20 protein-coding genes are annotated in these 22,447 nt (G+C 61.6%); 15 read left to right on the top strand and 5 right to left on the bottom strand.

Annotated features, from left to right (window positions below; genetic code table 11):
* The first annotated feature begins 58 nt into the window (after window positions 1-58).
* The 3 genes from kdpC (at window position 59) to BWR59_RS18615 (ending at window position 4,182) form a co-directional block, all read left to right on the top strand.
* Window positions 59-625 carry a potassium-transporting ATPase subunit KdpC gene (gene kdpC, locus BWR59_RS18625; protein WP_081567186.1) on the top strand — a complete coding sequence of 189 codons (567 nt, stop codon included), beginning with the start codon at window positions 59-61 and terminating at the stop codon, window positions 623-625.
* A gap of 145 nt (window positions 626-770) precedes the next feature.
* Window positions 771-3,428 (top strand): sensor histidine kinase KdpD, encoded by a 2,658-nt coding sequence (locus BWR59_RS18620; protein WP_081567099.1) that lies wholly within the window; start codon window positions 771-773, stop codon window positions 3,426-3,428.
* A gap of 55 nt (window positions 3,429-3,483) precedes the next feature.
* Entirely contained in the window at window positions 3,484-4,182 is a 699-nt protein-coding gene (locus BWR59_RS18615; RefSeq protein ID WP_081567098.1) for a response regulator, read from the top strand.
* Between the two features lie 791 nt (window positions 4,183-4,973).
* Here BWR59_RS18615 and BWR59_RS18605 read toward each other — a convergent pair.
* Window positions 4,974-6,038: a patatin-like phospholipase family protein gene (locus BWR59_RS18605; protein ID WP_081567096.1), complete on the bottom strand. Its 1,065-nt coding sequence runs from the start codon at window positions 6,036-6,038 to the stop codon at window positions 4,974-4,976.
* A 262-nt stretch (window positions 6,039-6,300) separates the two neighbouring features.
* Here BWR59_RS18605 and BWR59_RS18600 point away from each other — a divergent pair, with 262 nt between their 5' ends.
* The 7 genes from BWR59_RS18600 to BWR59_RS18570 all read left to right on the top strand — a co-directional run bounded on the left by BWR59_RS18600 (window position 6,301) and on the right by BWR59_RS18570 (window position 13,014).
* Window positions 6,301-6,693, top strand: a complete 393-nt coding sequence (locus BWR59_RS18600; RefSeq protein ID WP_081567095.1) for a tautomerase family protein — start codon at window positions 6,301-6,303, stop codon at window positions 6,691-6,693.
* Between the two features lie 197 nt (window positions 6,694-6,890).
* On the top strand, window positions 6,891-7,169 hold the full coding sequence (locus tag BWR59_RS18595) for a hypothetical protein (RefSeq protein ID WP_062381160.1): 279 nt from the start codon (window positions 6,891-6,893) through the stop codon (window positions 7,167-7,169).
* 266 nt (window positions 7,170-7,435) lie between these two features.
* Window positions 7,436-8,353: a MoxR family ATPase gene (locus BWR59_RS18590; RefSeq protein ID WP_081567094.1), complete on the top strand. Its 918-nt coding sequence runs from the start codon at window positions 7,436-7,438 to the stop codon at window positions 8,351-8,353.
* A complete protein-coding gene (locus BWR59_RS18585) occupies window positions 8,350-9,306 on the top strand; it encodes a DUF58 domain-containing protein (protein WP_143490869.1) in 957 nt (318 codons plus the stop codon). Before BWR59_RS18590 ends, BWR59_RS18585 begins: the two co-directional genes overlap by 4 nt.
* 13 nt (window positions 9,307-9,319) lie before the next feature.
* Window positions 9,320-11,320 (top strand): DUF3488 and DUF4129 domain-containing transglutaminase family protein, encoded by a 2,001-nt coding sequence (locus BWR59_RS18580; RefSeq protein ID WP_081567092.1) that lies wholly within the window; start codon window positions 9,320-9,322, stop codon window positions 11,318-11,320.
* Between the two features lie 20 nt (window positions 11,321-11,340).
* Window positions 11,341-12,120, top strand: coding sequence for a CHAD domain-containing protein (locus BWR59_RS18575; protein ID WP_081567091.1), 780 nt, complete (start codon window positions 11,341-11,343; stop codon window positions 12,118-12,120).
* 99 nt (window positions 12,121-12,219) lie between these two features.
* Window positions 12,220-13,014, top strand: coding sequence for a thioesterase family protein (locus BWR59_RS18570; RefSeq protein WP_081567090.1), 795 nt, complete (start codon window positions 12,220-12,222; stop codon window positions 13,012-13,014).
* Window positions 13,015-13,103: 89 nt separating this feature from the next.
* On the opposite strand, the gene BWR59_RS18565 is transcribed toward BWR59_RS18570, so the two are convergent.
* Both BWR59_RS18565 and BWR59_RS18560 read right to left on the bottom strand, forming a co-directional pair.
* Window positions 13,104-13,322 carry a hypothetical protein gene (locus tag BWR59_RS18565; RefSeq protein WP_081567089.1) on the bottom strand — a complete coding sequence of 73 codons (219 nt, stop codon included), beginning with the start codon at window positions 13,320-13,322 and terminating at the stop codon, window positions 13,104-13,106.
* Between the two features lie 275 nt (window positions 13,323-13,597).
* On the bottom strand, window positions 13,598-14,401 hold the full coding sequence (locus BWR59_RS18560; RefSeq protein WP_081567088.1) for a TatD family hydrolase: 804 nt from the start codon (window positions 14,399-14,401) through the stop codon (window positions 13,598-13,600).
* Between the two features lie 186 nt (window positions 14,402-14,587).
* Here BWR59_RS18560 and BWR59_RS18555 point away from each other — a divergent pair, with 186 nt between their 5' ends.
* The 3 genes from BWR59_RS18555 to BWR59_RS18545 all read left to right on the top strand — a co-directional run bounded on the left by BWR59_RS18555 (window position 14,588) and on the right by BWR59_RS18545 (window position 17,510).
* Complete coding sequence (locus tag BWR59_RS18555) at window positions 14,588-16,009, top strand: transglycosylase SLT domain-containing protein (RefSeq protein ID WP_081567087.1); 1,422 nt, start codon at window positions 14,588-14,590, stop codon at window positions 16,007-16,009.
* Between the two features lie 101 nt (window positions 16,010-16,110).
* Entirely contained in the window at window positions 16,111-16,548 is a 438-nt protein-coding gene (locus BWR59_RS18550; protein WP_081567086.1) for a DoxX family protein, read from the top strand.
* Between the two features lie 653 nt (window positions 16,549-17,201).
* Window positions 17,202-17,510, top strand: a complete 309-nt coding sequence (locus BWR59_RS18545; protein WP_081567185.1) for a hypothetical protein — start codon at window positions 17,202-17,204, stop codon at window positions 17,508-17,510.
* Between the two features lie 192 nt (window positions 17,511-17,702).
* On the opposite strand, the gene BWR59_RS18540 is transcribed toward BWR59_RS18545, so the two are convergent.
* Window positions 17,703-18,719: a zinc-dependent alcohol dehydrogenase family protein gene (locus BWR59_RS18540; protein WP_081567085.1), complete on the bottom strand. Its 1,017-nt coding sequence runs from the start codon at window positions 18,717-18,719 to the stop codon at window positions 17,703-17,705.
* 207 nt (window positions 18,720-18,926) lie between these two features.
* Between BWR59_RS18540 and BWR59_RS18535 the strand changes: the two genes are divergently transcribed.
* Complete coding sequence (locus tag BWR59_RS18535; RefSeq protein ID WP_081567084.1) at window positions 18,927-19,403, top strand: RidA family protein; 477 nt, start codon at window positions 18,927-18,929, stop codon at window positions 19,401-19,403.
* A gap of 10 nt (window positions 19,404-19,413) precedes the next feature.
* Here the strand turns inward: BWR59_RS18535 and BWR59_RS18530 are convergent, their stop codons facing one another.
* A complete protein-coding gene (locus tag BWR59_RS18530; RefSeq protein ID WP_081567083.1) occupies window positions 19,414-20,316 on the bottom strand; it encodes a LysR family transcriptional regulator in 903 nt (300 codons plus the stop codon).
* Window positions 20,317-20,415: 99 nt separating this feature from the next.
* Between BWR59_RS18530 and BWR59_RS18525 the strand changes: the two genes are divergently transcribed.
* Entirely contained in the window at window positions 20,416-21,585 is a 1,170-nt protein-coding gene (locus BWR59_RS18525) for an aspartate aminotransferase family protein (protein WP_081567082.1), read from the top strand.
* Window positions 21,586-22,447: the final 862 nt, after the last annotated feature.

Here is a 22,447-nt window from a genome sequence, read left to right as displayed (position 1 = left end):
TGCCTGCGCAGCGGCCCCGCGCGGGTCCGCTGCGCCTACTCTGATTGAGGATTGAATGATGTCCAGTGTATTGCGTCCGGCCGTGAGCCTGATCGTTCTGATGACCCTGATCACCGGCGTGGCTTATCCGCTGGTAGTGACCGGTGTCGCGCAAGTTGCGTTCCCGGAACAGGCCAACGGCAGCCTGGTGTATGACGATCAGGAAAAAGTGCGCGGCTCGGAGTTGATCGCGCAGAACTTCACCGGCGAGGAGTGGTTTCATCCACGGCCTTCGGCGGGTGCCTATGCCACCGTGGCCAGCGGCGCGAGTAACCTGTCGCCGAGCAATCCGGCGCTGGCGACGCGTGTCGGCGATGATGCGCAGAAGGAGAGGGTCGACAATCAGGGCCCGGTGCCGTTGAATCTGCTGACCACGTCCGCCAGTGGCCTGGATCCGCATCTGTCCCCGGCTGCGGCGCAGTATCAGGTGGCGCGGATTGCGGCAGCGCGGCATCTGCCTCGTGACACGGTGCAGCAGTTGGTTGCAGCCAACACCTACAGCCCGTTGATCGGGCCGCCGGTGGTGAATGTGCTGGCGTTGAATCAGGGGTTGAACGGGTTGCCTTCAACGAAAGTGGTGAATTGATCGTTGATGTCGAGCGACCACTACGGAGTTCTGTGGAAGGGAGCAAGCTCCCTCCCACGGGTACCGCACACGTCCTACCATTGCGTTGTGTCGCACCATCAGGATCACGTTCCGTGAATAGCTTTGTTTCATCAGGACAACCATCGTGAACTCAAACAGCCGCGCCGACGCCTTGCTGGCCAATCTGCCCCGGGACGACCGTGGGCGCTTGAAGGTGTTTCTCGGCGCCGCCCCCGGCGTGGGCAAGACCTTCGCCATGCTTCAGGCCGCACACACGCAGTTGCGTCAGGGTGCCTCCCTGTTGGTCGGCGTGGTCGAAACCCATGGCCGTGCCGAAACCGAAGCGCTGCTCGGCGGCTTGCCGCAATTGCCAATGCTGCGCTCCGAATACCGGGGCGTGATGCTTGAAGAAATGGACCTCGACGGCCTGCTCGCGGCCAGGCCGAAGCTGGTGCTGGTGGATGAGCTCGCCCACAGCAATGCGCCCGGCAGTCGCCACGCCAAGCGCTGGCAAGATATTCAGGAACTGCTCTCGGCGGGGATCGACGTCTACACCACGGTCAACGTTCAGCATCTGGAAAGCCTTAACGATCAGGTGCGCGGTATCACCGGCGTGCAGGTGCGCGAGACCCTGCCCGACTGGGTGCTGCAGGAGGCCTACGAACTGGTGCTGATCGACCTGCCGCCCCGTGAGCTGCTGGAGCGGCTGCGCGACGGCAAGGTCTATGTCCCTGAGCAGGCGAGGGCGGCCATCGATGCCTTTTTCACACAGACCAACCTGACGGCGTTGCGCGAACTGGCGATGCAGACGGCTGCCGCTCAGGTGGACAACGACCTGGCGCTGGGTTATCGGCAACTGGGCCAGGCTGCGCCCGCCGTGCGCGGTCGGCTGCTGGTGGGCGTCGACGGCGATGCCCAGGCCGAGCGTCTGGTGCGCCACGCCAGTCGGGTTGCGCAACGCCGGCATCTGCCCTGGAGTCTGGTGCATGTCGACAACGGCCGGTTCTTCGACGAGCTGGCGCGCACCCGTTTGCAGAATGCTCAGCAACTGGCCGAACGGCTGGGCGGCGAGGTGGTTGTGTTGCGCGCGCCGGAGGTCGCCAAAACCCTGATTCAACACGCCGCCGAACGTCGCGCCAGCCTGGTGCTGGTCGGTCAGTCCCGGCCGTTGCTGCGGCGTCGCATTTTCGGCGGCGGGCTGGCGGCGCGTCTGCTGCGCAACGCTCGGGGTCTGGAGATCAACGTGCTGGACAGCGAGGCGCGGGCCGATCAGCCGCGCTCGACCACGCCCCGCAATTTGCTGTGGTTCGATTATCTGCTGGCGATCATCGCGACGGTCTGCGCCAGTGCCCTGGCGTGGGCGGTCTCCAGCGTCCTGGCGCTGCCGAACATTTCGCTGGTGTTCCTGGCCGCTGTGCTGCTGGTGGCGGTGCGCAGCAGCGTCGGGCCGGCGATGGTCTGTTCGGTGCTGTCGTTTCTGGCCTATGACTTTCTGTTCATTCCGCCGAACTTTTCCCTGAGCATTCAGCGCGAAGAAGACGTGCTGACGCTGCTGTTCTTCCTGATGATGGCTGCGCTGACCGGTAATCTTGCCGCCCGTCAGCGTCGGCAATTGCAGGCCTTGCGCGACACTCAGGAAGAGACCAGCGAACTGCTCGACCTGTCCAAACGCCTCACGGCTGCGACCGATCGCCAAGCGGTGCTGAGCGCTGCCGACCACCACCTGGCGGGCTGGAGCGAGCTGCACATCTGCATCCTCGATAACGATGGGCAGCAAGGCTGGAAGGTGGAAGTCGGCGGCGGTCTGGAGTTTTCCGAATTCGAGCGCGCCGCAGCGGACTGGGCCTGGCAGCACGGTCAGGCGGCAGGCAGGGGCACCGGCACGCTGCCTTCGGGCGACTGGTGGTGGCTGCCATTGTGGGTCGACGATGCGCCGCTGGCCTTGCTCGGCGTCAGGCCGCGAGAGGGGCAGGGTTTCAGCGCCCAGCGTCGGCGATTGCTGACCGCCTTGAGTCAGCCACTGGGGCAGGCGCTGGCCCGGGCACGGCTGGCCGAGGACCTGGAGGCCGCCCGCCTGCACGGTGAAACCGAACAACTGCGCAGCGCCTTGCTGGCCTCGGTTTCCCACGACCTGCGCACGCCGCTCACGGCCATGCGCGGCAGCATCGACAGCCTCCTGGCACTGGGCGAGGCGATCCCGCTGGAAGACCGCCGCGAACTGCTGGAAGGCACACGCGACGAGGCCGAGCGCCTCGACCGTTACATCCAGAACCTGCTGGACATGACACGCTTGGGCCACGGCGCGTTGAAGCTGGCGCGGGATTGGGTCTCGCCGGGCGATATCGTCGGCAGCACCTTGAACCGACTGCGGGCGGTACTGGCGCCGTTGCAGGTGAGCACCGATCTGCCCGCCGACTTGCCACTGCTCTACGTTCACGCTGCGCTGATCGAGCAGGCGTTGATCAACGTGGTGGAAAACGCCGCGCGTTTTTCGCCGGTTCAGGGCCGTCTGCACATGCAGGTGCGGGCCAGTGCCGATGAGCTGATATTTGCTGTCAGCGACGAAGGCCCGGGCATTCCCGAGGCAGAACGGGCGAAGATTTTCGACATGTTCTACACCGCGGCGAGAGGTGATCGTGGCGGGCAGGGCACGGGGCTTGGGCTTGCGATCTGCCAGGGCATGGTCGGCGCCCACGGTGGACGCGTCAGCGTCGGCGACGGCATCGACGGGCGTGGCACCTGTATCTGTCTGCACTTGCCCTTGCAGGCCCAGCCGCAAGCGGAAATGGAGCAGGCGGTTTGAGCGGGCTTTGCGGTACGCTCGCTTTTTTCGGAGAACACGGGGTCATGAGACTTCCATGAGCCAGAGCGCAACCATTCTGGTGATCGATGACGAGCCGCAGATTCGCAAGTTTCTGCGCATCAGCCTCGCGTCACAAGGCTACAAAGTGCTGGAGGCCGGGACCGGCGGTGACGGGCTGAGTCAGGCGGCGCTGAACAAGCCGGACTTGCTGGTGCTCGACCTCGGGCTGCCGGACATGGACGGCCAGAACGTGCTGAGCCAGTTCCGCGAGTGGTCGGGGGTGCCGGTGCTGGTGTTGTCGGTGCGCGCCAGCGAGGGCGAAAAGGTTCGGGCGCTGGATGCCGGGGCCAACGATTACGTGACCAAGCCGTTTGGCATTCAGGAGTTTCTGGCGCGGATTCGCGCCTTGCTGCGCCAAGCGCCAGAAACCGGGCAGGCCGAGTCGGCGCTGGTGATCGGCCCGCTGACGGTGGATCTGCCCTATCGGCGAGTGCTGCTCGATGGCGCCGAAGTCGCGCTGACGCGCAAGGAGTACGCAGTGCTGGCGCAACTGGCACGGCATCCCGGGCGGGTCATCACCCAGCAGCAGTTGCTCAAGGACATCTGGGGTCCGACTCATGTGGAGGACACCCATTACCTGCGCATCGTCGTCGGGCATCTGCGGCAGAAACTCGCTGATGATCCTGCGGCCCCCCGGTTTATCGTGACCGAGGCGGGCGTTGGGTATCGGTTGGTGGAATCTCCTGGACAGTAGTAACGGAGGACGCCCAATCTGGTTCACTTGGCCGTTCGGAGATGCTGTGCTGTGGGAGACGCCGGAGCTGGCGACGGCAGCGAACGCGCTGGGTCAGCTGCTCATATGCTGGCTGACACTCTGATTTCGCTGCCGNCGACGGCAGCGAACGCGCTGGGTCAGCTGCTCATATGCTGGCTGACACTCTGATTTCGCTGCCGTCGCCAGCTCCGGCGTCTCCCACAGGGATCTCGGTTCACCCTTGAGCTTTGTGCGAGCTGCTAGAGCTGTGCAACGGCAGCGCACGCGCCCAATCTGGTTCACTTGGCCGTTCGGGAGATGCTGTGCTGTGGGAGACGCCGGAGCTGGCGACGGCAGCGAACGCGCTGGGTCAGCTGCTCATATGCTGGCTGACACTCTGATTTCGCTGCCGTNCGACGGCAGCGAACGCGCTGGGTCAGCTGCTCATATGCTGGCTGACACTCTGATTTCGCTGCCGTCGCCAGCTCCGGCGTCTCCCACAGGGATCTCGGTTCACCCCTGAGCTTTGTGCGAGCTGCTAGAGCTGTGCAACGGCAGCGCACGCGCCCAATCTGATTCACTGGGCCGCATCGGAGATGCTGTGCTGTGGGAGACGCCGGAGCTGGCGACGGCAGCGAACGCGCTGGGTCGGCTGCTCATATGCTGGCTGACACTCTGATTTCGCTGCCGTCGTCACCTCCGGCGTCTCCCACAGGGATCTCGGATCATCCTTGACTTGGAGCTGTGCGGCCTCCGGCGTCTCCCACAGGTATTGCGGCGAGGCGCAGAGCTCAATGCTCGCGCTCATACCGATCCAGCGTATCCCGGGCGATCTCCCGGCCCAGGGCGATCAGCTCCGGTGCTTTGTAAAATTCGAAAAACCGGCAGACCCGCTTGGGCACGTTGATCAGAATGTCCGGCGGGTAGCCCGCGATCTTGTATTGCGCCAGTGAGGTCTGCATCACCTCAAAGCTCTGGTTGATCAAGTCCAGCAGTGAAGCAGGGCCGACGTTGTCGACGATCACCGAACCGCTGGCGGATTTCGGTGCACCCGCTTGCTGCGGGGCGGCGGCCGGTTGCTGGCCCTGTGGGTCGGCGGATTCGGTGTCGTTGCTGCCCAGCCATGGACTGTTCGGCAGCGTCGCGGCGGTGGCCTTGAGGCTGTCCTGTTCCAGACGCAGGATGTCGTTGCCCGCCACGTCGATTTTGCGCCGAAAGGGCAGATGCGAACCGATGGAGCTGATCAGGCTGTCGAAGCGCTTCTTCACCGCGGGTGGGCGCTCGATCACCGGCAACTGATAGTGTTTCTGGTTGGTCGAATTGAGGTTGACCGCGACAATCAGATCGCAGTGGCTGGACACCACCGGCACGATCGGCAAAGGGTTTAAAAGCCCGCCATCCACCAGTGTGCGATTGCCTTGGACGACTGGCGTGAACAGGCTGGGGATTGCGGCGGAGGCGCGCATGGCCGAGTGCAGATTGCCTTCCTGAAACCAGATCTCCTGCTGATTGGTCAGGTCCGTGGCGACAGCGGTGTAAGGAATACGCAGGTCCTCGATGTTCACCTCGCCGACGATCTCGCGAATCTGGCCGAAGACCTTTTCCCCGCGAATGGCCCCCAGACGAAAACTCACGTCCACCAGACGCAGCACATCCAGATAGTCCAGGCTCTGGATCCAGGCCTTGTACTCCGGCAATTTCCCCGCTGCGTAAATCCCCCCGACCACCGCGCCCATCGAGCAACCGGCGATACACGCGATGTCGTAACCGCGCCGTTCCAACTCCTCGATCACCCCAATGTGCGCATACCCCCTTGCGCCCCCGGAACCCAACACCAGCGCTATTCTTTTTTTCATATGCAGGCTCCCCGTTGCAATGGTTCTACCCTACGCCCAAGGCTGCCCGGATTCATCTGGTGTTTGCAGGGATCCTGATATCTGCCGCTGCAGACGCCATCGCGCTCGAAGGAAAATTCAGCACTGTATCTTTTCTGGATGACGGGTGTAATCTTCTTTTCCGGCAAGTGGCCCCGGCAGGCAACGTGTTTCTCAACCGCAAGTCTGCGTCGACAGGCCAGGCCCGAATCGGTAATACCACCCAAGATTAAGGAACCTCCCCATGCCTCTGGTCAGAATCGACGTAGCTGCTGAAACTTCCACTGAAACGGTCGCTGCCATCGGCGATGTGATCTACGACGCCATGGTCAGCATCGCCAGCGTCCCCGAGCACGACAAATTCCAGATCGTCCACCGCCACGCCGCCGATGAACTGGTGTATCCGGCGGAAGGTTATCTGGGCATCACCTACAGTAAAAACATCGTGTTCATCCAGATCACCTGGAACGAGGGGCGAACGGTCGACGTCAAGAAGGCGTTTTACAAGGCGGTCGCGGAGGGCATTCATGAGCGGACCGGGCTGCGCCAGGAAGATATCTGGATCAGCCTGCTGGACACCAAGCGAGAGAACTGGTCGTTCGGCAATGGCGACATGCAGTACGCGCCGAAGGACTGATCCCGGCCTGCGCGGCGGCTGCTGTCGCCGTGCAACCCCATCTCGATCATGGAAATGAGGGCGGGGCGCCTATTACGGTTTTCATGACCAATCTTCAGCGTTGAAATCAGCTACTCTGCGACGTCTGAGCATGGCACTTTTGCATCGCCAGACCGTCAAAGCCGCATCGTCGATTTCCATTGTTGAGGTAACACTGAATGAAAGCCTGGATCTGCCTGCCTTTGCTTGCCCTTGTTCTCACAGGCTGTGCCGGTAAAACCGCCTATCGCGACTCGTGCGCCACCAATCTGGACGCTGCCTGGCACGAACTGGATCTGGCCAAGGCCGAAGGGTTCGCCGGGACCGTCAGTTATTCCAAGGCCCTGTCGCTGCTGACCGGCGCCAAGACCCAGCAACAGTTCGAAGCGTTCGAGGGCTGTTCCGAGAAAGCCGAGAAAGCCCGTTTCTATATTCGTGAGTCCCGTGCAGGCCGTTAAGAGGCTTGAAACAAACCTGTAGCAGTCCGGCTTGCCGGCGGTGGCGAACTCGCCGCCCCAACCGCCGTCAAGCCGTGCTGCTACAGACGATGCCGCAGCCCTGACTTCTTCGGTTTCGCCGTACTGCTTCACCCTCCCGCAACAAATCCTCCGCAATCCCCCCATCCGCTCTGGCAAAAGGGCCTACGCTGACCTTAAAGTGGCTGCACGTCTGGCATTTTCTGCAGTCCTACTAGCCAAGAGCAGTCGCCTGGGGAGGCTTTCCAATGGGCAGAAAACTGGATGCGTGTCTCAACGCGATCAATGAAGTGGTGCTGGGCAAGGAGCCGCAGGTTCGCCTGGCCATGACCTGTCTGCTGGCCGGCGGTCATCTGCTGATCGAAGATCTGCCCGGCATGGGCAAGACCACCCTCAGCCATACGCTGGCGCGGGTATTGGGGCTGAGCTTCCAGCGCATTCAGTTCACCTCAGATCTGTTGCCGGGCGACATTCTCGGCACCTCGATCTTTGATCGGGAAACCGGGCAATTCACCTTTCATCCGGGGCCTATCTTCGCCGAACTGGTGCTGGCGGACGAAATCAACCGCGCCACGCCGAAAAGCCAGAGCGCTTTGCTCGAAGCGATGGAAGAGGGTCAGGTCACCATCGAAGGTGCAACCCGTCTGCTGCCCGATCCGTTTTTTGTCATCGCTACGCAAAACCCTTTCAGTTCGGGTGGCACCTTTGCCTTGCCCGAGTCGCAACTGGACCGCTTTCTGATGCGCCTGTCCTTGGGCTACCCGGCACGCGCGGCAGAAAAAGCCTTGCTGCAGGGAGAATCACGGCGCGAGTTACTGCCACGTATCGAGCCGATTCTGGACCACACTGAACTGGCGGCCTTGCAACAGGAAGCGCGCCGCGTGCGGGCCAGCGATGCGCTGGTGGACTATGTGCTGCGCCTGGTGGATGCCACCCGCAGCCAGCCTCAGTTCGCCTATGGTCTGTCACCACGCGCCAGCCTGGCGATTCTCTCCGCAGCGCGGGCGTGGGCCTTGTTGATTGGACGTGATTACGTGATTCCTGAAGACGTTCAGGCGATTCTGCCTGCGGTGATCGGCCATCGCTTGCGCGAGAGAACCGATCCGACCGGGCATGGCGGCGGGGCGTTGGTTCAATGGCTGCTGCGTGAGGTGCCGGTGCTTTGATGCCACAGTTCAAACCGGTCTGGCAGCGCTGGGTGGGACGTCGTATTCCCCCGGCTTCGCGGATCGAGCTGGATCACCGCCGAATTTTCATTCTGCCGACGCGGGTTGGCGGCACGTACGCGTTTGTGCTGTTTTTACTGTTGCTCGTGTCGATCAACTATCAGAACAGTCTGGCTTACGGCCTGACCTTCCTCATGCTCTCGGTGGGGATCCTTGCGATTCTGCACACTTACCGCAATTTCAGCGGCCTGATCCTCAGCGCCAGCAATGCGCGCTCGGTGTTCGTCGGCGAGCCGGTGCAGCTTCGTCTGCGGCTGGAGAGCGCAGCCGGTGGCCATCAAGCCATTGCCCTGGGCTGGGACAGCGAGCAACTGGAGCAGACTGACGTCGATCCCGAACGGCTCGTGGAAGTCGCCCTGACCCTGCCCGCCGCCCATCGCGGCTGGCTGCGGGCGCCGCGCCTGCGGGTCGAAAGCGTGTTTCCGCTGGGCATCTTCCGCGCCTGGAGCTGGCTGGATCTGGAGCAGACCGTATTGATTTATCCGCGGCCGGTGCCAGGCAGTATGCCGTTGCTGCAAGGGGTACAACCTCACGCAGAGGATGACGGCCAGGCCACTCGAGGGCAGGGCGTCGACGATTATCAGGGCCTGCGCGTGTGGCAGCACGGCGACTCGCTGCGGCGCATGCACTGGAAAGCCTGGTCGCGCGGGCAAGGGTTGATGGTCAAGGAGTTCACCGACCTGAGCGGCCATGACCTGTGTCTGGATTTCATGGCCTTGGGCGGGGACATCGAAGAGCGTCTGTCGCGCCTGTGCTATTGGGTGCTGGAACTGTCCCAGCGGCAGCAGCCGTTCGCCTTGCGACTGCCGGGTTTCCTCTCGGCCGTGGACAGCGGCGACGCCCACCGCGAAGCCTGCCTGCGCCAACTGGCGCTGTATGGGGTGCGGGCATGAGCAAGAGGTCGTCATGACATCGGCCAGTCTTGCCCAGCCGATCCCGCGGGTCAGCCTCAACTGGCTGTTGATCGCGCAGGCGCTGGTGATCGTGCCGTTTGCCCTGCACATCCCTGTCTCCCTCATAGTGTTGTGGCTGGTCTGCACCTTCTGGCGCATCCAGATCTTCCGCATGCGGGTGCGGATGCCGGGGACCTGGGTGAAATCCGGGTTGCTGGTCGGCACCGCAGGCGGGATCTTCCTCGCGCGAGGCAGTCTGGTGGGGCTGGACGCCGGAGCGGCGCTGCTGATCGCTGCGTTCATCCTGAAGATGCTGGAGATGCAGACCCGCCGCGATGCGCTAGTGCTGATCTTTCTGGGCTTCTTCTGCGTCGCCGTTGGCTATCTGTTCGAGGATGCGCTGCTCTGGGGGCTGTTCACCCTGCTGCCCATCGCGACCTTGCTCGCCGCGTTGATCGGCTTGCAGCAATCGAACCTGTCGAATAAACCGGCGGGCACCCTGATGCTGGCGAGCAAGCTGCTGTTGCAGGCGGTGCCGCTCATGTTGCTGCTGTTTCTGTTCTTCCCGCGCCTCGATCCGCTCTGGTCGTTGCCCCAGCCCAGCAACAAGGCGTTGACTGGCCTCTCCGACAGCATGGCACCGGGTGACATCGCCGAGTTGAGCAAGTCCGCCGCTCTGGTGTTCCGCGCCAGTTTCGAGGGGGCGGTGCCGCCGCGCAATCAGCAATACTGGCGCGGGCTGACCCTGGAGCAATTCGATGGCAGACGCTGGTCGCAGTCTTCTCGAGCGCAAGTGCCGGACGCTCCCGACTGGCGCAAGCAAGGAGAAAAGCTCAGCTACAGCATCGTCATGGAGCCGACCGGGAAGCCTTGGTTGATGACCCTGGACGTGGGCGAGACCGATCTCGCGGGGGTTCGTCAGATGAGCGATTTCCGCTGGCAACGCCGACGCCCCGTCGAGCAATCGATGCTCTATAACGTGAACTCCTGGCCTGACGCCGTGCGCGAAACCGCGCTCAGCGATGGCGGGCGCCTGCAGGATCTGCAACTGCCGGCCAAAGGCAATCCGGAAGCGCGAGAGTGGGCCGCCGACCTGCACCGGCGCTATCCGAAACCCGACGCGCTGGTCGATGCCATGCTGTCGTATTTCACTGAACAGCCTTTCCACTACACGCTGAAACCGCCGCAGCTGGGGCCCAACAGCATCGACGATTTCCTGTTCGCCAGCCGCGCCGGTTTTTGCGCCCATTACGCGGGCGCGATGACCTTCGTCCTGCGCGCGGCCGGTATTCCCGCCCGTGTGGTGGCGGGCTATCAGGGCGGTGAGCTGAATCCGGATGGCAACTACATCAGCGTGCGCCAGTTCGACGCCCACGCCTGGGTCGAGTACTGGCAGGCGGGTGTCGGCTGGCGCAGCGTCGACCCCACCGCCGCCGTGGCGCCTGCACGAATCGAACAGGGGCTGGAGCAGGCTCTCGCCGCGGATGAGGACTTCCTCGCCGACTCGCCCATGTCTGCATTGCGTTATCGGCATCTGGCCTGGCTGAACTCGATCCGCCTGAGTTGGGATAACCTCAACTACGGTTGGCAACGCTGGGTTCTGGGTTATCAGGGCCAGCAACAATTGCAGGTGCTGGGCCGCTGGTTCTCCGGCTTCGAAACCCCGGTGTTCGCTGCTGGCGCGCTGGTGATTCTCGGTTTGCTGGCGTTGTGGCTATTCAAGCCCTGGCGGCGTGAGAGCGACTCACAGCTGCGCCTGTTCAACGCGTTCGAACGACTGCTCGCCCGTCATGGTCTCAGACGTCAACAAGGCGAGGGTGCGCAAGCCTTTGCCCGTCGGGCCGCGCAGCGTTTTCCTGCGCACGCCGAAGCCATCGAAGGCTTTGCCGAAGAGTTCGAAGCCCAACGTTATGCCGGTATATCCGGCTCGGTCGGCCATTTGCGCCGGCGTTTGAAATATCTGCGCCGCAGTCTGCCCTGGCGCTTGTCGGCGGTGAAAGACAAGCAGCCTTAATGCTGGATAAGGAGTCACACATGTCTGCCATGGTCGATCACCTGATCGCCGAGATTCTCAGTCTCAACGTCAAGTTGCTGGCCTGTCACGCGCGGCTGGCGGCGTCCACCGACAGTGAGGCGCTGCACGATCTGCGTACCACTGTGCGACGGCTGCGCAGTGTGTTGCGGCCCTTGCGTGGATTACCCGGGATGGACCAGGTCGAGGAGGCTGCCAAAGGGGTTGGCGAACTGACTACGCCGCTGCGCGACATGCAGGTGCTGGCGGCATTTCTGACTGAGCAGGGCCACGATCAGGCGGCGTCGAAACGCACCAGGCATCTGCAATCAGCCTGTCCGAAGGTCGCCACGTCTGCCGAACTCAACCGGCTGTTCGGTGTGCTGGACCAGTTGCCCTCGTTTCTGCGCGCCCAACAACGTCACGGGTTGCTGAAAAAGCTGCGTCAACGCATCGAAAAACGCATGGACAAGCAGTGGAAGAAGTTGCGCGAAGCCATGGCCGATCCGGCTCACGACCGGCATCGCTTGCGCTTGCTGATCAAGCGCGTGCGTTATGCCGCCGAGGCGTACCCCGAGCTCAGTCATCAGCCGGCCGGCATGCAAAAAAGGCTCAAAGCCGCGCAGGGCGCATTGGGTGACTGGCACGATCACCTGCAGTGGCTGGCCCAGGCGCAGCAGCAGTCGGACCTGGCGCCGTGCGTCGCCGGGTGGGAGTTGGGCATTCTGCGCGCCGAAGAAAAGTCGGACAAAGCGCTCGACCGCCTGTTTCAGGCCTGCTTTGGTGACGCTCCAGCCCATTGACCCCGATCAAGCCGCAGGATTGGCAGTTATGAACCCTGTCCTGCGGCCGACGCCTCGCTACCATCTGGAGATGTTCGTCATCGGCCACATGGAGTGCGCATGAAATTCTCCGAATTGCTCGACGCTGTTCGCGACAACCCCCAGGCCGTGACGATTCCGGCGTCCTGGTCCCAGGGGCGCTCGTGCTTCGGCGGGCTGATGGCGGCCCTGCAATATGAAGCCATGCGGGCGAAAGTCCCGGCGGATCGGCCTGTTCGCTCACTGGCGATCTGCTTCGTCGGCCCTCCGGCAATCGATGTACCGATCTCGTTCGAGGTGGAAATCCTGCGCGAGGGCAAGGCGGTCAGCCAGGTGCTCGGGCGGGCGGTGCAGAATGGCGAGACCATGACCCTGATCCAAGGCAGTTTCGGTGCGACCCGTGAGTCGATGATCGCTGTTCAGGCCGAGCCCGCGCCGCAATTCAAGCCCGTCGAAGACGTGCCGCCATTCCCCTTCATTCCAGGCGTCATGCCCGAATACCTGCGATTTATCGACATGCGCTGGGCATTGGGCGGGTTGCCGTACACCAATACCAAGTCGCCAGCCATCGGCGGCTATGCGCGGCTGAAGGATGTCGAAGAAGAGAAACTCACTGAGGCCCATTTGCTGGCGCTTGCGGACACTTGGCCACCCGCGGTTTTGCCGCACCTGAACAAACCGGCGCCGGGCAGTTCGCTGACCTGGACCATCGAGTTCGTGCAGCCGTTGCCGGAACTGACCACTCATGACTGGACGCAATACCGCGCCGTGATCGAGCATGCGCGCGATGGCTACGGGCACGTGGCTGCGGGGCTGTGGACGCCGAAAGGAGAGTTGGTGGCGATCAGTCGCCAGACAGTGACGGTTTTTGGTTAAAGAGGGAGCTTGAAAGCGCAGGCTGAGAGCCGCCGGGTGAAGGTTGTTGCACGAGGGATTACGCTGAATTGGGGAACTGCCCCGAGACCTTACTGGCCTCGGGTTTTGATGGCCTGCGCTGCGATCAGGCCGAGTATGCCGATGCCAGCAGACGTTACGCTGGAATTCAGCGCCGCATCGAGCAACAACAAGCCCGAGACGACGGACAGCGGGAACGCCATGGACGACAGCACCAGCTTCGACGAAAGGCCGTACTTGTTGGCCGAGAAGAAGTCTTCAAGGTGCAGGTTGGAAATGAACTTGGGCATGATGATGACCTCGTGAAGCCTGAATAAGAACTGTTTTCGATGAGTTCAGAATAGGCCCGCCGTCGTACGACGGCGAATCGAGGTTTGCTATCGGTGTCATAGCCAGCATGAGGGAAAGCAATGGGTTCGCGGCTTAAGCCGTAACTGCCCGATTGCCGTGTTCAATTCTCTGGCCAGGGTCGCCAGTTCATCGCTGGTGCTGGCCGCGTCCACGGTCTGGCGCGCAGTGCGTTCGGTGACGTCACGAACGCGGCAAGCCCTGCTGCTCTGGGAGGTTAAACAGTGGGCAACGAGAAGAACGACCGGGCGCAGGCGGTGGTGTGGGCGGCAACGTCTTCTAGGGTTTCCCCGCGATGCAGCGCCACTTCGCGCAGCACTTCGGGCAAATAGGCCGGTTCGTTGCGGCCGTTTTTCGGCTTCGGACGCAGGCTGCGCGGCAACAGATAAGGCGCATCGCTTTCCAGCATCAGCCGCCCCCGGGGGATCTCCCGAACCAGCGGGTGCAAATGTGTACCCCGGCGCTCGTCGCAGATCCAGCCGGTGATGCCGATGTGCAGGTCCATGTCCAGATAGCTGAACAGCGCGCGTTTCTCGCCGGTGAAACAATGCACCACGGCGGCGGGCAAATGATCGCGGTAGTCGCGCAGGATCGCCAGCAGCCGCTCGTCGGCATCACGCTCATGCAAAAACACCGGCTTTTTCAGCGCGACCGCCAGGGCAAGATGCGCTTCGAAAACTTTTTCCTGTTGCGGACGCGGCGAAAAATCGCGGTTGAAATCCAGCCCGCATTCGCCGACTGCGCACACCGAATTTTCTTTGAGCAGGGCATGCAACTGTTTCTCGGTGTCGAGTGTCCAATCGCTCGCCGAATGGGGGTGTACCCCGGCGGTGCTGAATAATCGCTGACCACTTTCGTCCATTTGGCGGCACATCTGCAGAGCCTGTTCGCTGGTCTCGACGCTGGTGCCAGTGAGGATCAACTGAGCCACGCCCGCAGTGTATGCACGGTCGAGAACGTCTCGCTCTTTTGAGGCAAAGCTTGGGTTGGTCAGATTGACGCCGATGTCGATTAGTTGCATGGTGCTACCTCAGGCCGGAGGCCGAGAAGAATACCAGAGCGATTGAAGCGATAAAAAACAAGCAGACTCAACTGCTTAGAATTATTAGATCCCTGTGATGTTGCTGCTGCGGAACCTGTCCGCAGCGCTGGCGACTGGCCAACACAGACTTCAAGCCCGTTTTTTCGGCATTTTCCCGGAGCGTCAATGATCCGAGCCTCTCTGATCTCGTTGCTGTGTCTTTTACTGGTTCCGACCCACGCCCAGGCGCGTCCTGCCGGGCCGCCGGTGGTCATCAAGAAAACTCAGGTCCGCGACCTCGCCGCCATTCGCAGCAGCAAGGTCTTGCGCGTGCTGGTCAACCAGAGCCGCAACAGTTCCGGTGAAGTGCAAGGCCAGCCCATCGGGGTCGAGTACCGCCGTCTGCAAGCGTTCGAGCAATACCTCAACGGCCACGCCCGCGATGGCCAGAAAGTTTCCCTCAAACTGATCCCCAAAGCCAAAGACCAATTGCTCGCTGCGCTGCAACGCGGGGAGGGCGACATGGTTGCGCCCGGCGAACTGCTTGATGCCAGCGCCGCTCACTACGTCGATGCCACCGAACCTGTGGTAAGCCACGTGCCGTTGGTGGTGGTCGGGGTTCGCGGGGAGCGCAGTTTCAAACGCGCCGAGCAACTGTCGGGGCGCACACTGATGCTGGCCAACGGCAGTGCGGCGGACGAAGCCATCATTCAACTGAATCAGAAGCTGGCACTGCGCAAGTTGCCGCCGGTAAAGATCGAGTGGGTCGACCCGAGCCTTGCGGTTGAAGACGTGCTGGAAATGGTTCAGGCCGGGATTTATCACCTGACTGTGGTCGAGCAGCCGATTGCCGAGCGTTGGGCGAAGGTCATGCCCAAGCTGCGCGTCGACCGCTCGCTGGCGCTCAGCGATCCGGGCGACATGAACTGGTTCGTGCGCAAGGACGCCGTGATGTTGCATGCCACGGTCGACCGATTCCTGGAAACCTACGAGCCGCCCGCCAATCAGGACATCGCGTTCCAGAAGGCTTACAAGGATCTTTACCGCGTCCACTATCCCCTGGCACGTGAAGATCGCCAGCGTCTGGAGAAATTGCGCCCAACCCTGCAACGTCATGCCGACGCGCAGAAAATGGACTGGCTTGACCTCGCCGCCCTGGCCTTCAAGGAGTCGCAACTGAACCCGACCGCCAAGGGCGGCAGCGGCGCCACGGGGCTCCTGCAGATCACGCCTTCAGCGGCGCAACGGGTGGGCGTGGGCAATATCCACGATGTTGACGGGAATGTTCAGGCGGCGAGCAAGTATCTGGCGATGATCCGGCGCAAGTTTTTCGCCAGCCCCCGGATCAATGAGCGCGAGCGCATGGCGTTCACGCTCGCAGCGTACAACCTGGGGCCCGAGCGGGTGCAGGCGATGCGCACCCAGGCCAAACGTCAGGGCCTGAACCCCAATCAGTGGTTCTTCCAGGTCGAACGGGTGGCGATGGAGCAGGTGGGGATGGGTGTGGTCAGCTACGTTAATAGTGTGAACAAATACTATCTGGCGTACGACCAGGAGCGCAGTTCGCTGGAGAGTCCTTCACAGCGTAAAGTGGCTGTTCGCGATTAATCTAGTATTTCGATATTGATGATGCGTTTTTTGCGGTATTCATATTTGTTAATCCGATTATCATGGCGCCACTTTCTTCTTCCCAAATGGAATTAAACGCCATGAACACTCAACTCAAATCGCTGTTCAACACCCGCGCTGGCTACGGCATCACCCTCCTGCGCATTCTCGTCGGCATCATCTTCATGGCTCACGGCAGCCAGAAATTGTTCGGCATGTTTGGTGGTTATGGTCTGGAAGGCACCGGTCAGTACATGGCCAGTCTGGGTCTGAATCCGGGCTATCTGATGGCTCTGTTGTCGGGCAGTGCCGAGTTCTTCGGTGGTCTGGCACTGTTCCTGGGCCTGTTGGTGCGTCCTGCTGCTGTTGTGTTGATTGTGATGCTGGTGGTGGCGATCCTGTCGGTGCATATCCATAACGGGCTGTTCATGGCCAACAACGGTTACGAGTTTGGCCTGGCGTTGTTGGGTGCGGCGATTGCGGTGCTGGTGGAAGGCGCTGGACGCGTTTCGCTGGATCGGGTGATCGCCACTAAGTAACGATTGGTGCTTTATCGAGAATCCCGGTCTTTCTGAGATCGGGATTTTTTTGTCAGCTGGCTTTTGGCTTTGCGTGTGTATTCATTATCGGTGTTGACGCCGATTCACCTTTGCGCGCTTACAGCGGGTCACTCTCGAAAAGCGCGAAAGTGACCAGAACGCTCTTGCTTCTGGTTTGGCAACACCGTCGCCGTCGTTCCTTAACGAAGGCGACCTCACTTGCGCCACCGCCGGCAAGCCGGACTGCGACAGGGTTATGTGTCGAGCCGAGGTTGTAGAGTTCAGCACCAATCCCTGTGGGAGAAGCGGGAGCTGTGCGACAGCAGCGATAGTGGTGGGCCAGTTGCAGACAGGGTATTTGCAGACCGCATGGTCCGAGTCGCGGCCCGTACCGTCGCACAACTCCAGCGTCTCCCCATATAAGGGCCGTCCAAGATAATGGATCTGAACGTAATCCCCACCATTGCACCGCCAATTGACAATCCCCACACCGCTTCTCTAGGATGCTGCTCATGCGCCGATTTAAACAGCTACTTGCGGGGCGCCGGATGTCGTGAAAACGCCATCGAAATACCGCTAAAGCGCTGGTTCGGTGTTGCCTCTCACCGCTGCCCAGCGGAACACTGAGGCAGAGAAACCACACTATGAGCAGCATCCCCAGCCCACGCCCCCTCGTCCGTCTGGCACCTATTGCCAGCCAGTTCACCCGTCGTAATCCCAAGATCCTCCTTGGCGGCTCCCATCAGCCAACGCTGCTGCGTTACCTGGATGGCTGGCCCCGTCGCCAGCACGGGCCCCACGCCTTCCTGATCCAGTTCATCGACACCCACGACTCTCTCGAACGTTTCACCAACGACCAGTTCGACCTCGCCGTGGTTCAGGCGCCAGATGCCGAACACGCTGAATCCGTGATTCGACACCTGACCCGCATTGCCCGGCAGGGCCTGATTACGCGCTGCTGATGGACCCTGCAGATTCGCAGGCGCGATCTACCCTCTGCGGCCATCTGTTGGCAACGGAAGATCAAGAGCGAGGGAAAAGGGGACATTCTTCAGGCGTTTACCGTCGACTTCAGTAAGCGCCCATGCTGTTTTGAATCAAAGGCCCCGCTGCATTGCGCAGACGGTACCGCTGTGACATTCGCGGACGGTGGTTCAACGCACCATCAACACCACACGACCTCGCACCGGGTCTTCATCCAGATGGTTGTGCGCCTTGCCGAACTGCTCGAACGGCCAGGTGCGATGGATGTCCGGTTTGAGCAGGCCCTGAACGGTCAGCTCATTGATGGTGTCCAGCGCACGTTTCATCGCCGCCGTGTCCTGTTCGATACCCAACTCCGGTTTGCCGGTGAAGTTCTCCAGGCAGTGCACGAAAAAACGCATGTTCTTGCGGAACGCCTGCAGTGCAGGGAACGGCGTCTTGTTGCCGCCGCGCAAGCCATACAGCACCAGGCTGCCGCGGGGTGCGAGGACGTCACCGAGCATCGACATCTGCATGCCGCCGAAACCGTCGAACACCGCCTCGATACCCTGGCCTTTGGTCAGTGCGGCAATGCGCAGGCAAATGTCGTCTTCGTCCGTAACGATCACTCGCTCGGCACCGTTCGCCAGCAGGTATTCGCGGTGTTCCGCGTGCTGGGTCGCTGCGATCACCCGCAGACCAAGCGCCTTGCCCAGTTGAACGAAAGCGATTCCCGGGCTATAGGCGGCGTCGGTGACCAGCACGGTCTGGCCGGGCTGCACTTTTGCCAGATCGACGAAGGCGAAGTACGCCAGCAACATGGGCGTGTAATGCACGCTGGCCTCGACCGGCGTCAGGACGTTCGGGTAGCGGGTCAGGGCGTTGCGCGGTACCAGTACATGATCGCCGCACACGGGGTAGTCGTTGGCGCTCATGGCCTTGAAGCTGGCGACCTTGTCACCGACTTGCAAATCGGTCACGCCAGAGCCTACGGCTTCGACGATCCCGGCCATTTCGCTGCCAATGCCAGCAGGCAGTTGCACATTGCTCAGCCCCAGATTCTGCCGCCACAACACGTCGTCCCAGCTGATGCCGATGGCCTCGGCACGAACCAGCACTTCCTGTGGACCGGGGGACCGGTCAGGCTGCTCCTCGCAACTGAGCACATCGGCTTTGCCGAAGCGATGAAATTTGATGGCGCGTGACATTTCCAACCTCGACTCATTTGATTAAGGATGTAATGACTGTATCGACGTAGGGCTATTCGCACTATTTCTCTCTGTCGATACCCGACATGTCCGTTATCAATTCGGGTTTATGGAACTCTCGGGGATTGATGGCGCAAATGGTGGAGGCAAGCCTTATGCTGAGGGCGCAGGCGCTCTCATTCATTTTTCGAACGAAAAGGACTGAAAATGTCGTGTGATGCTCGCTTCAGACAGGCGTGTGAGCAGTTGGGGTATGACTTCGATGGCGAGATCAGGATTGGAGGCAATTACGTGCCGCTGATTCGTCACGAGGATCAGATTTACATCAGCGGGCAGATTCCGCGAGTGGGTGACACCGTGGTGGTCACCGGCCGAGCGGGCGCCGATGTGACCCTGGAGCGGGCGCAACTGGGGGCGAAAATAAGTGCCTTGCGCGCCATGGCCTTGCTGCAACGCAGCCTGGGCAGCCTCGACAACATCAAACGTGTGCTGCGCATGACGCTGTTCGTGCAATGCACTGACACCTTCACCCAGCAGAGCGAGGTGGCTGACGGCGCATCGGAGCTGCTGTTCTTCGTGTTCGGTGAAGCAGGCGCCCATACCCGCAGTTCGGTGGGCGTCTTTCAGCTGCCGAAGAACGCCACGGTGGAGATGGATCTGATTGCGGTGGCGGAGCCGGACTGAGCGCAGGGATTCACTGCCCCCATTCAGTCAGCGCACACTCCACGAAATGCCTGACTTTGGGCAGTCGATAGCGATCCTGCGGGTACATCAGCCACATCGGGCGACTGGGAGGCTGATACTGCTGCAGCAACGGCTCCAGCCTGCCTGCTTGCAGGTCTTCGCTGACCAGCACATCGGGCAGCATGGCAATGCCCATGCCTGACAACGCTGCCTGACGCAAGGCGGGTGAGCTGTTGACGATCATCGAGCCCGACACCGGGATCTCCATCACACCTTCCGGCCCCGTGAGCTTCCATAGCTTGTCGGCGGCGCGCCAGTCATCGCCGGCCGGGTAGGCGAACGCCAGGCAGTTGTGATCGCCAAGGTCTTCGGCGCGCAGCGGCGTTCCCCGGCGTTGCAGATAGTCTCTCGACGCGCAAATGGTCAGCGTGTAATCGCGCAGAGGTCGTGCGATCAGCGCAGAAGATTCCGGGACACCGAGGCGAATGGCGGCGTCGAAGCCGTGCTCTACCAGGTCCATCAACTGATTGCTCAGCACCACTTCCACTTTGATTTGTGGGTAGCGTTGAATGAAATCGCTGAGCATCGGCGCCAGCCGTTCAGCGCCAAACGCAGGCGGCGCGGTGATGCGCAATGTACCGCTGGGCTGAGTCTGTGCCTGTTCGGCCATGCGCTCGGAATCGTTCACCAGCGCCAGCACTTCCACACAGCGGCGGTAGTACTGCGTCCCGAACTCGGTGAGGTTTTGCCTGCGCGTGGTGCGTTGCAACAGGCTCACGCCCAGTCGTTGCTCCAACGCCTTGAGGTGATTGCCGACCATGGTCGTCGACATTTCGCACTGCCGCGCGGCGGCCGTCATGCTGCCGCTTTCCACGACTTTGACAAACACGGCCATGGCCTGGAAAACGTCCATTATCAATCTCTGCTTTAAAGTCACTGAAGTAAGTCGATCTTTATACAGCAAATCGGGTTAACGATACTGGCTGCATCCCACCGTGATGGAGCTTCGAACATGACCGCCGCCTGCCTGATGAACACCTACAAACCGCTGCCACTGAGTTTCGTCCGGGGCGAAGGCGCGCGACTCTGGGACAACAGCGGCCGTCAGTACCTGGACGCCGTGGCGGGGGTGGCCGTGACCAATGTCGGCCACAGTCACCCGTGGATCGTCTCGGTGATCTGCGAACAGGCGGGGTTACTCCTGCACACCTCCAATCATTACCGCATCGACTGGCAACAGCGGCTGGCAGAGAAGCTCACACGGCTGTCTGGCCTGGAGCAGGTGTTCTTCAACAATTCCGGCGCCGAGGCCAACGAAACTGCGCTCAAACTGGCGCGTCTGTATGGCTGGGCCAAAGGCATCGAACGGCCTCTGGTGGTGGTCATGGAAAACGCGTTCCACGGTCGCACCCTCGGCACACTGTCGGCCAGCGATAACGGCACGGCGCGCCTGGGGTATCACCCGATGTCGGGTGAGTTCGTCAAGGTCGCGTTCGGCGACATGGACGCCATTCGGCAGGCCGCGCGGGTCTATGGCGAGCGCATCGTCGCGGTGATGCTGGAGCCGATCCAGGGCGAGGGCGGGGTTGCGCTGCCGCCGCCGGGTTATCTCAAAGCCCTGCGCGCGCATTGCAGCAACAACGGCTGGCTGATGATCCTCGACGAAATCCAGACCGGCATCGGCCGCACCGGTCGCTGGTTCGCGCATCAGCACGACGGCATCGTCCCGGACGTCATGACCCTGGCCAAAGCACTGGGCAATGGCATTCCCATCGGTGCCTGCGTGGCATCGGCGGCCGTGGCGCGGCTGTTCACGCCAGGCAGTCACGGCAGCACATTCGGCGGCAACCCGCTGGCCTGTCGCGTGGGCTGCACCGTGCTGGATATCATCGAGCAGCAGGGCTTGCTGAACAACGCCGCAGGGCAGGGCGAACGCCTCGTGGTGCGATTGCGCGAAGCCTTGCACGGGCATCCGGATGTGGCGGGTGTTCGGGGCCTGGGTCTGATGGTCGGGATCGAGCTGAATCGGCCCATCCGTGACCTCTGCCTGAAGGCCGCACAGGACCATGGCGTGCTGATCAACGTCACGCGGGGGCAGACGATTCGCTTGTTGCCGCCATTGATCATCGATGAGGCGGATGTGGAGATGATTGTGGGTGGGGTGGTTGGGGCGTTGGAGTAGACCGAAAACCGCGGTACCGATCACTCCGAAATGGCGTCAAACGTCCGGACTGTTAACGTTCCTGTGGGAAAGCTGCTGGAGGTTACAACAGTGGCGAAGCGGTGATTCAGGCTGGTAGATATTGACGGACCCACCGCCATCGCTGCCGTCGTAAACTCCGGCGTCTGCCACAGGATCCGCGGCGTTTGCATGAACAGCGCCGGCCTTCAAACATGCCGCGTGAACAACTCCGACGTCCAGAGACCCCGGACCCTGTGGGAGCTGCTGGGAGCTTACGACAGTGGCGACGCGGTGATTCAGGCTGGTAGGTACTGACTGACCCACCGCCATCGCTGCCGTCGTAAACTCCGGCGTCTCCCACAGGATCCGCGGCGTTTGCATGAACAGCGCCGGACTTCAAACATTCGGGTGAACAACACTCGACTTCCAGAAACTGCGGACCGTGTGGAGCTCGCTCGCGAAGTGGGCAGTACATCCGCTGCAGCTTCAGCGAATGTCCAAAACGCTTCGCGAGCAAGCTCCCTCCCACGAGAAGTATTCGACCAAACGATCGCGGTCGTGCCTATATGCAAGCATCGCTGCGCTGCACTCTCAAATGTTCTGTAGCTCCCTGGGTCTGTAAATGCTCAGTAACTTCGTCAATCCACGGCTGGTCCGATCCGGTTCCCACCCAGCTGTGAGTCGAGTACTGAAATAAGGTCGGTCGTCGAACATTTCGGTCAAGACGCGATTAAGTGAGTCCGTCTTTGGCTTGTGCTTACGGTCCATCTGCAGTTCCAGCGAGCGCAAGACTTCTTGCTGGCGCTCTGGAGAGAGACTGATCTCTTGAGTCGAGTACAACCGCTCGGCCATTACTTTAAAT

The sequence above is a fragment of the Pseudomonas sp. Bc-h genome (genome assembly GCF_002080045.1).
GTDB lineage: Bacteria > Pseudomonadota > Gammaproteobacteria > Pseudomonadales > Pseudomonadaceae > Aquipseudomonas.
Note: the sequence above shows the minus strand (reverse complement) of the source record. Positions and strands in the feature narration are given on the sequence as shown.

What these genes read in the sequence shown, in the direction of transcription:
- kdpC (WP_081567186.1), top strand. Translation starts at nt 59, where the DNA reads ATGTCCAGTGTATTGCGTCCGGCCGTGAGCCTGATCGTTCTGATGACC.
- BWR59_RS18615 (WP_081567098.1), top strand. Translation starts at nt 3,484, where the DNA reads ATGAGCCAGAGCGCAACCATTCTGGTGATCGATGACGAGCCGCAGATT.
- BWR59_RS18605 (WP_081567096.1), bottom strand. Translation starts at nt 6,038, where the DNA reads ATGAAAAAAAGAATAGCGCTGGTGTTGGGTTCCGGGGGCGCAAGGGGG.
- BWR59_RS18600 (WP_081567095.1), top strand. Translation starts at nt 6,301, where the DNA reads ATGCCTCTGGTCAGAATCGACGTAGCTGCTGAAACTTCCACTGAAACG.
- BWR59_RS18595 (WP_062381160.1), top strand. Translation starts at nt 6,891, where the DNA reads ATGAAAGCCTGGATCTGCCTGCCTTTGCTTGCCCTTGTTCTCACAGGC.
- BWR59_RS18590 (WP_081567094.1), top strand. Translation starts at nt 7,436, where the DNA reads ATGGGCAGAAAACTGGATGCGTGTCTCAACGCGATCAATGAAGTGGTG.
- BWR59_RS18580 (WP_081567092.1), top strand. Translation starts at nt 9,320, where the DNA reads ATGACATCGGCCAGTCTTGCCCAGCCGATCCCGCGGGTCAGCCTCAAC.
- BWR59_RS18575 (WP_081567091.1), top strand. Translation starts at nt 11,341, where the DNA reads ATGTCTGCCATGGTCGATCACCTGATCGCCGAGATTCTCAGTCTCAAC.
- BWR59_RS18570 (WP_081567090.1), top strand. Translation starts at nt 12,220, where the DNA reads ATGAAATTCTCCGAATTGCTCGACGCTGTTCGCGACAACCCCCAGGCC.
- BWR59_RS18565 (WP_081567089.1), bottom strand. Translation starts at nt 13,322, where the DNA reads ATGCCCAAGTTCATTTCCAACCTGCACCTTGAAGACTTCTTCTCGGCC.
- BWR59_RS18560 (WP_081567088.1), bottom strand. Translation starts at nt 14,401, where the DNA reads ATGCAACTAATCGACATCGGCGTCAATCTGACCAACCCAAGCTTTGCC.
- BWR59_RS18555 (WP_081567087.1), top strand. Translation starts at nt 14,588, where the DNA reads ATGATCCGAGCCTCTCTGATCTCGTTGCTGTGTCTTTTACTGGTTCCG.
- BWR59_RS18550 (WP_081567086.1), top strand. Translation starts at nt 16,111, where the DNA reads ATGAACACTCAACTCAAATCGCTGTTCAACACCCGCGCTGGCTACGGC.
- BWR59_RS18540 (WP_081567085.1), bottom strand. Translation starts at nt 18,719, where the DNA reads ATGTCACGCGCCATCAAATTTCATCGCTTCGGCAAAGCCGATGTGCTC.
- BWR59_RS18535 (WP_081567084.1), top strand. Translation starts at nt 18,927, where the DNA reads ATGTCGTGTGATGCTCGCTTCAGACAGGCGTGTGAGCAGTTGGGGTAT.
- BWR59_RS18530 (WP_081567083.1), bottom strand. Translation starts at nt 20,316, where the DNA reads ATGGACGTTTTCCAGGCCATGGCCGTGTTTGTCAAAGTCGTGGAAAGC.
- BWR59_RS18525 (WP_081567082.1), top strand. Translation starts at nt 20,416, where the DNA reads ATGACCGCCGCCTGCCTGATGAACACCTACAAACCGCTGCCACTGAGT.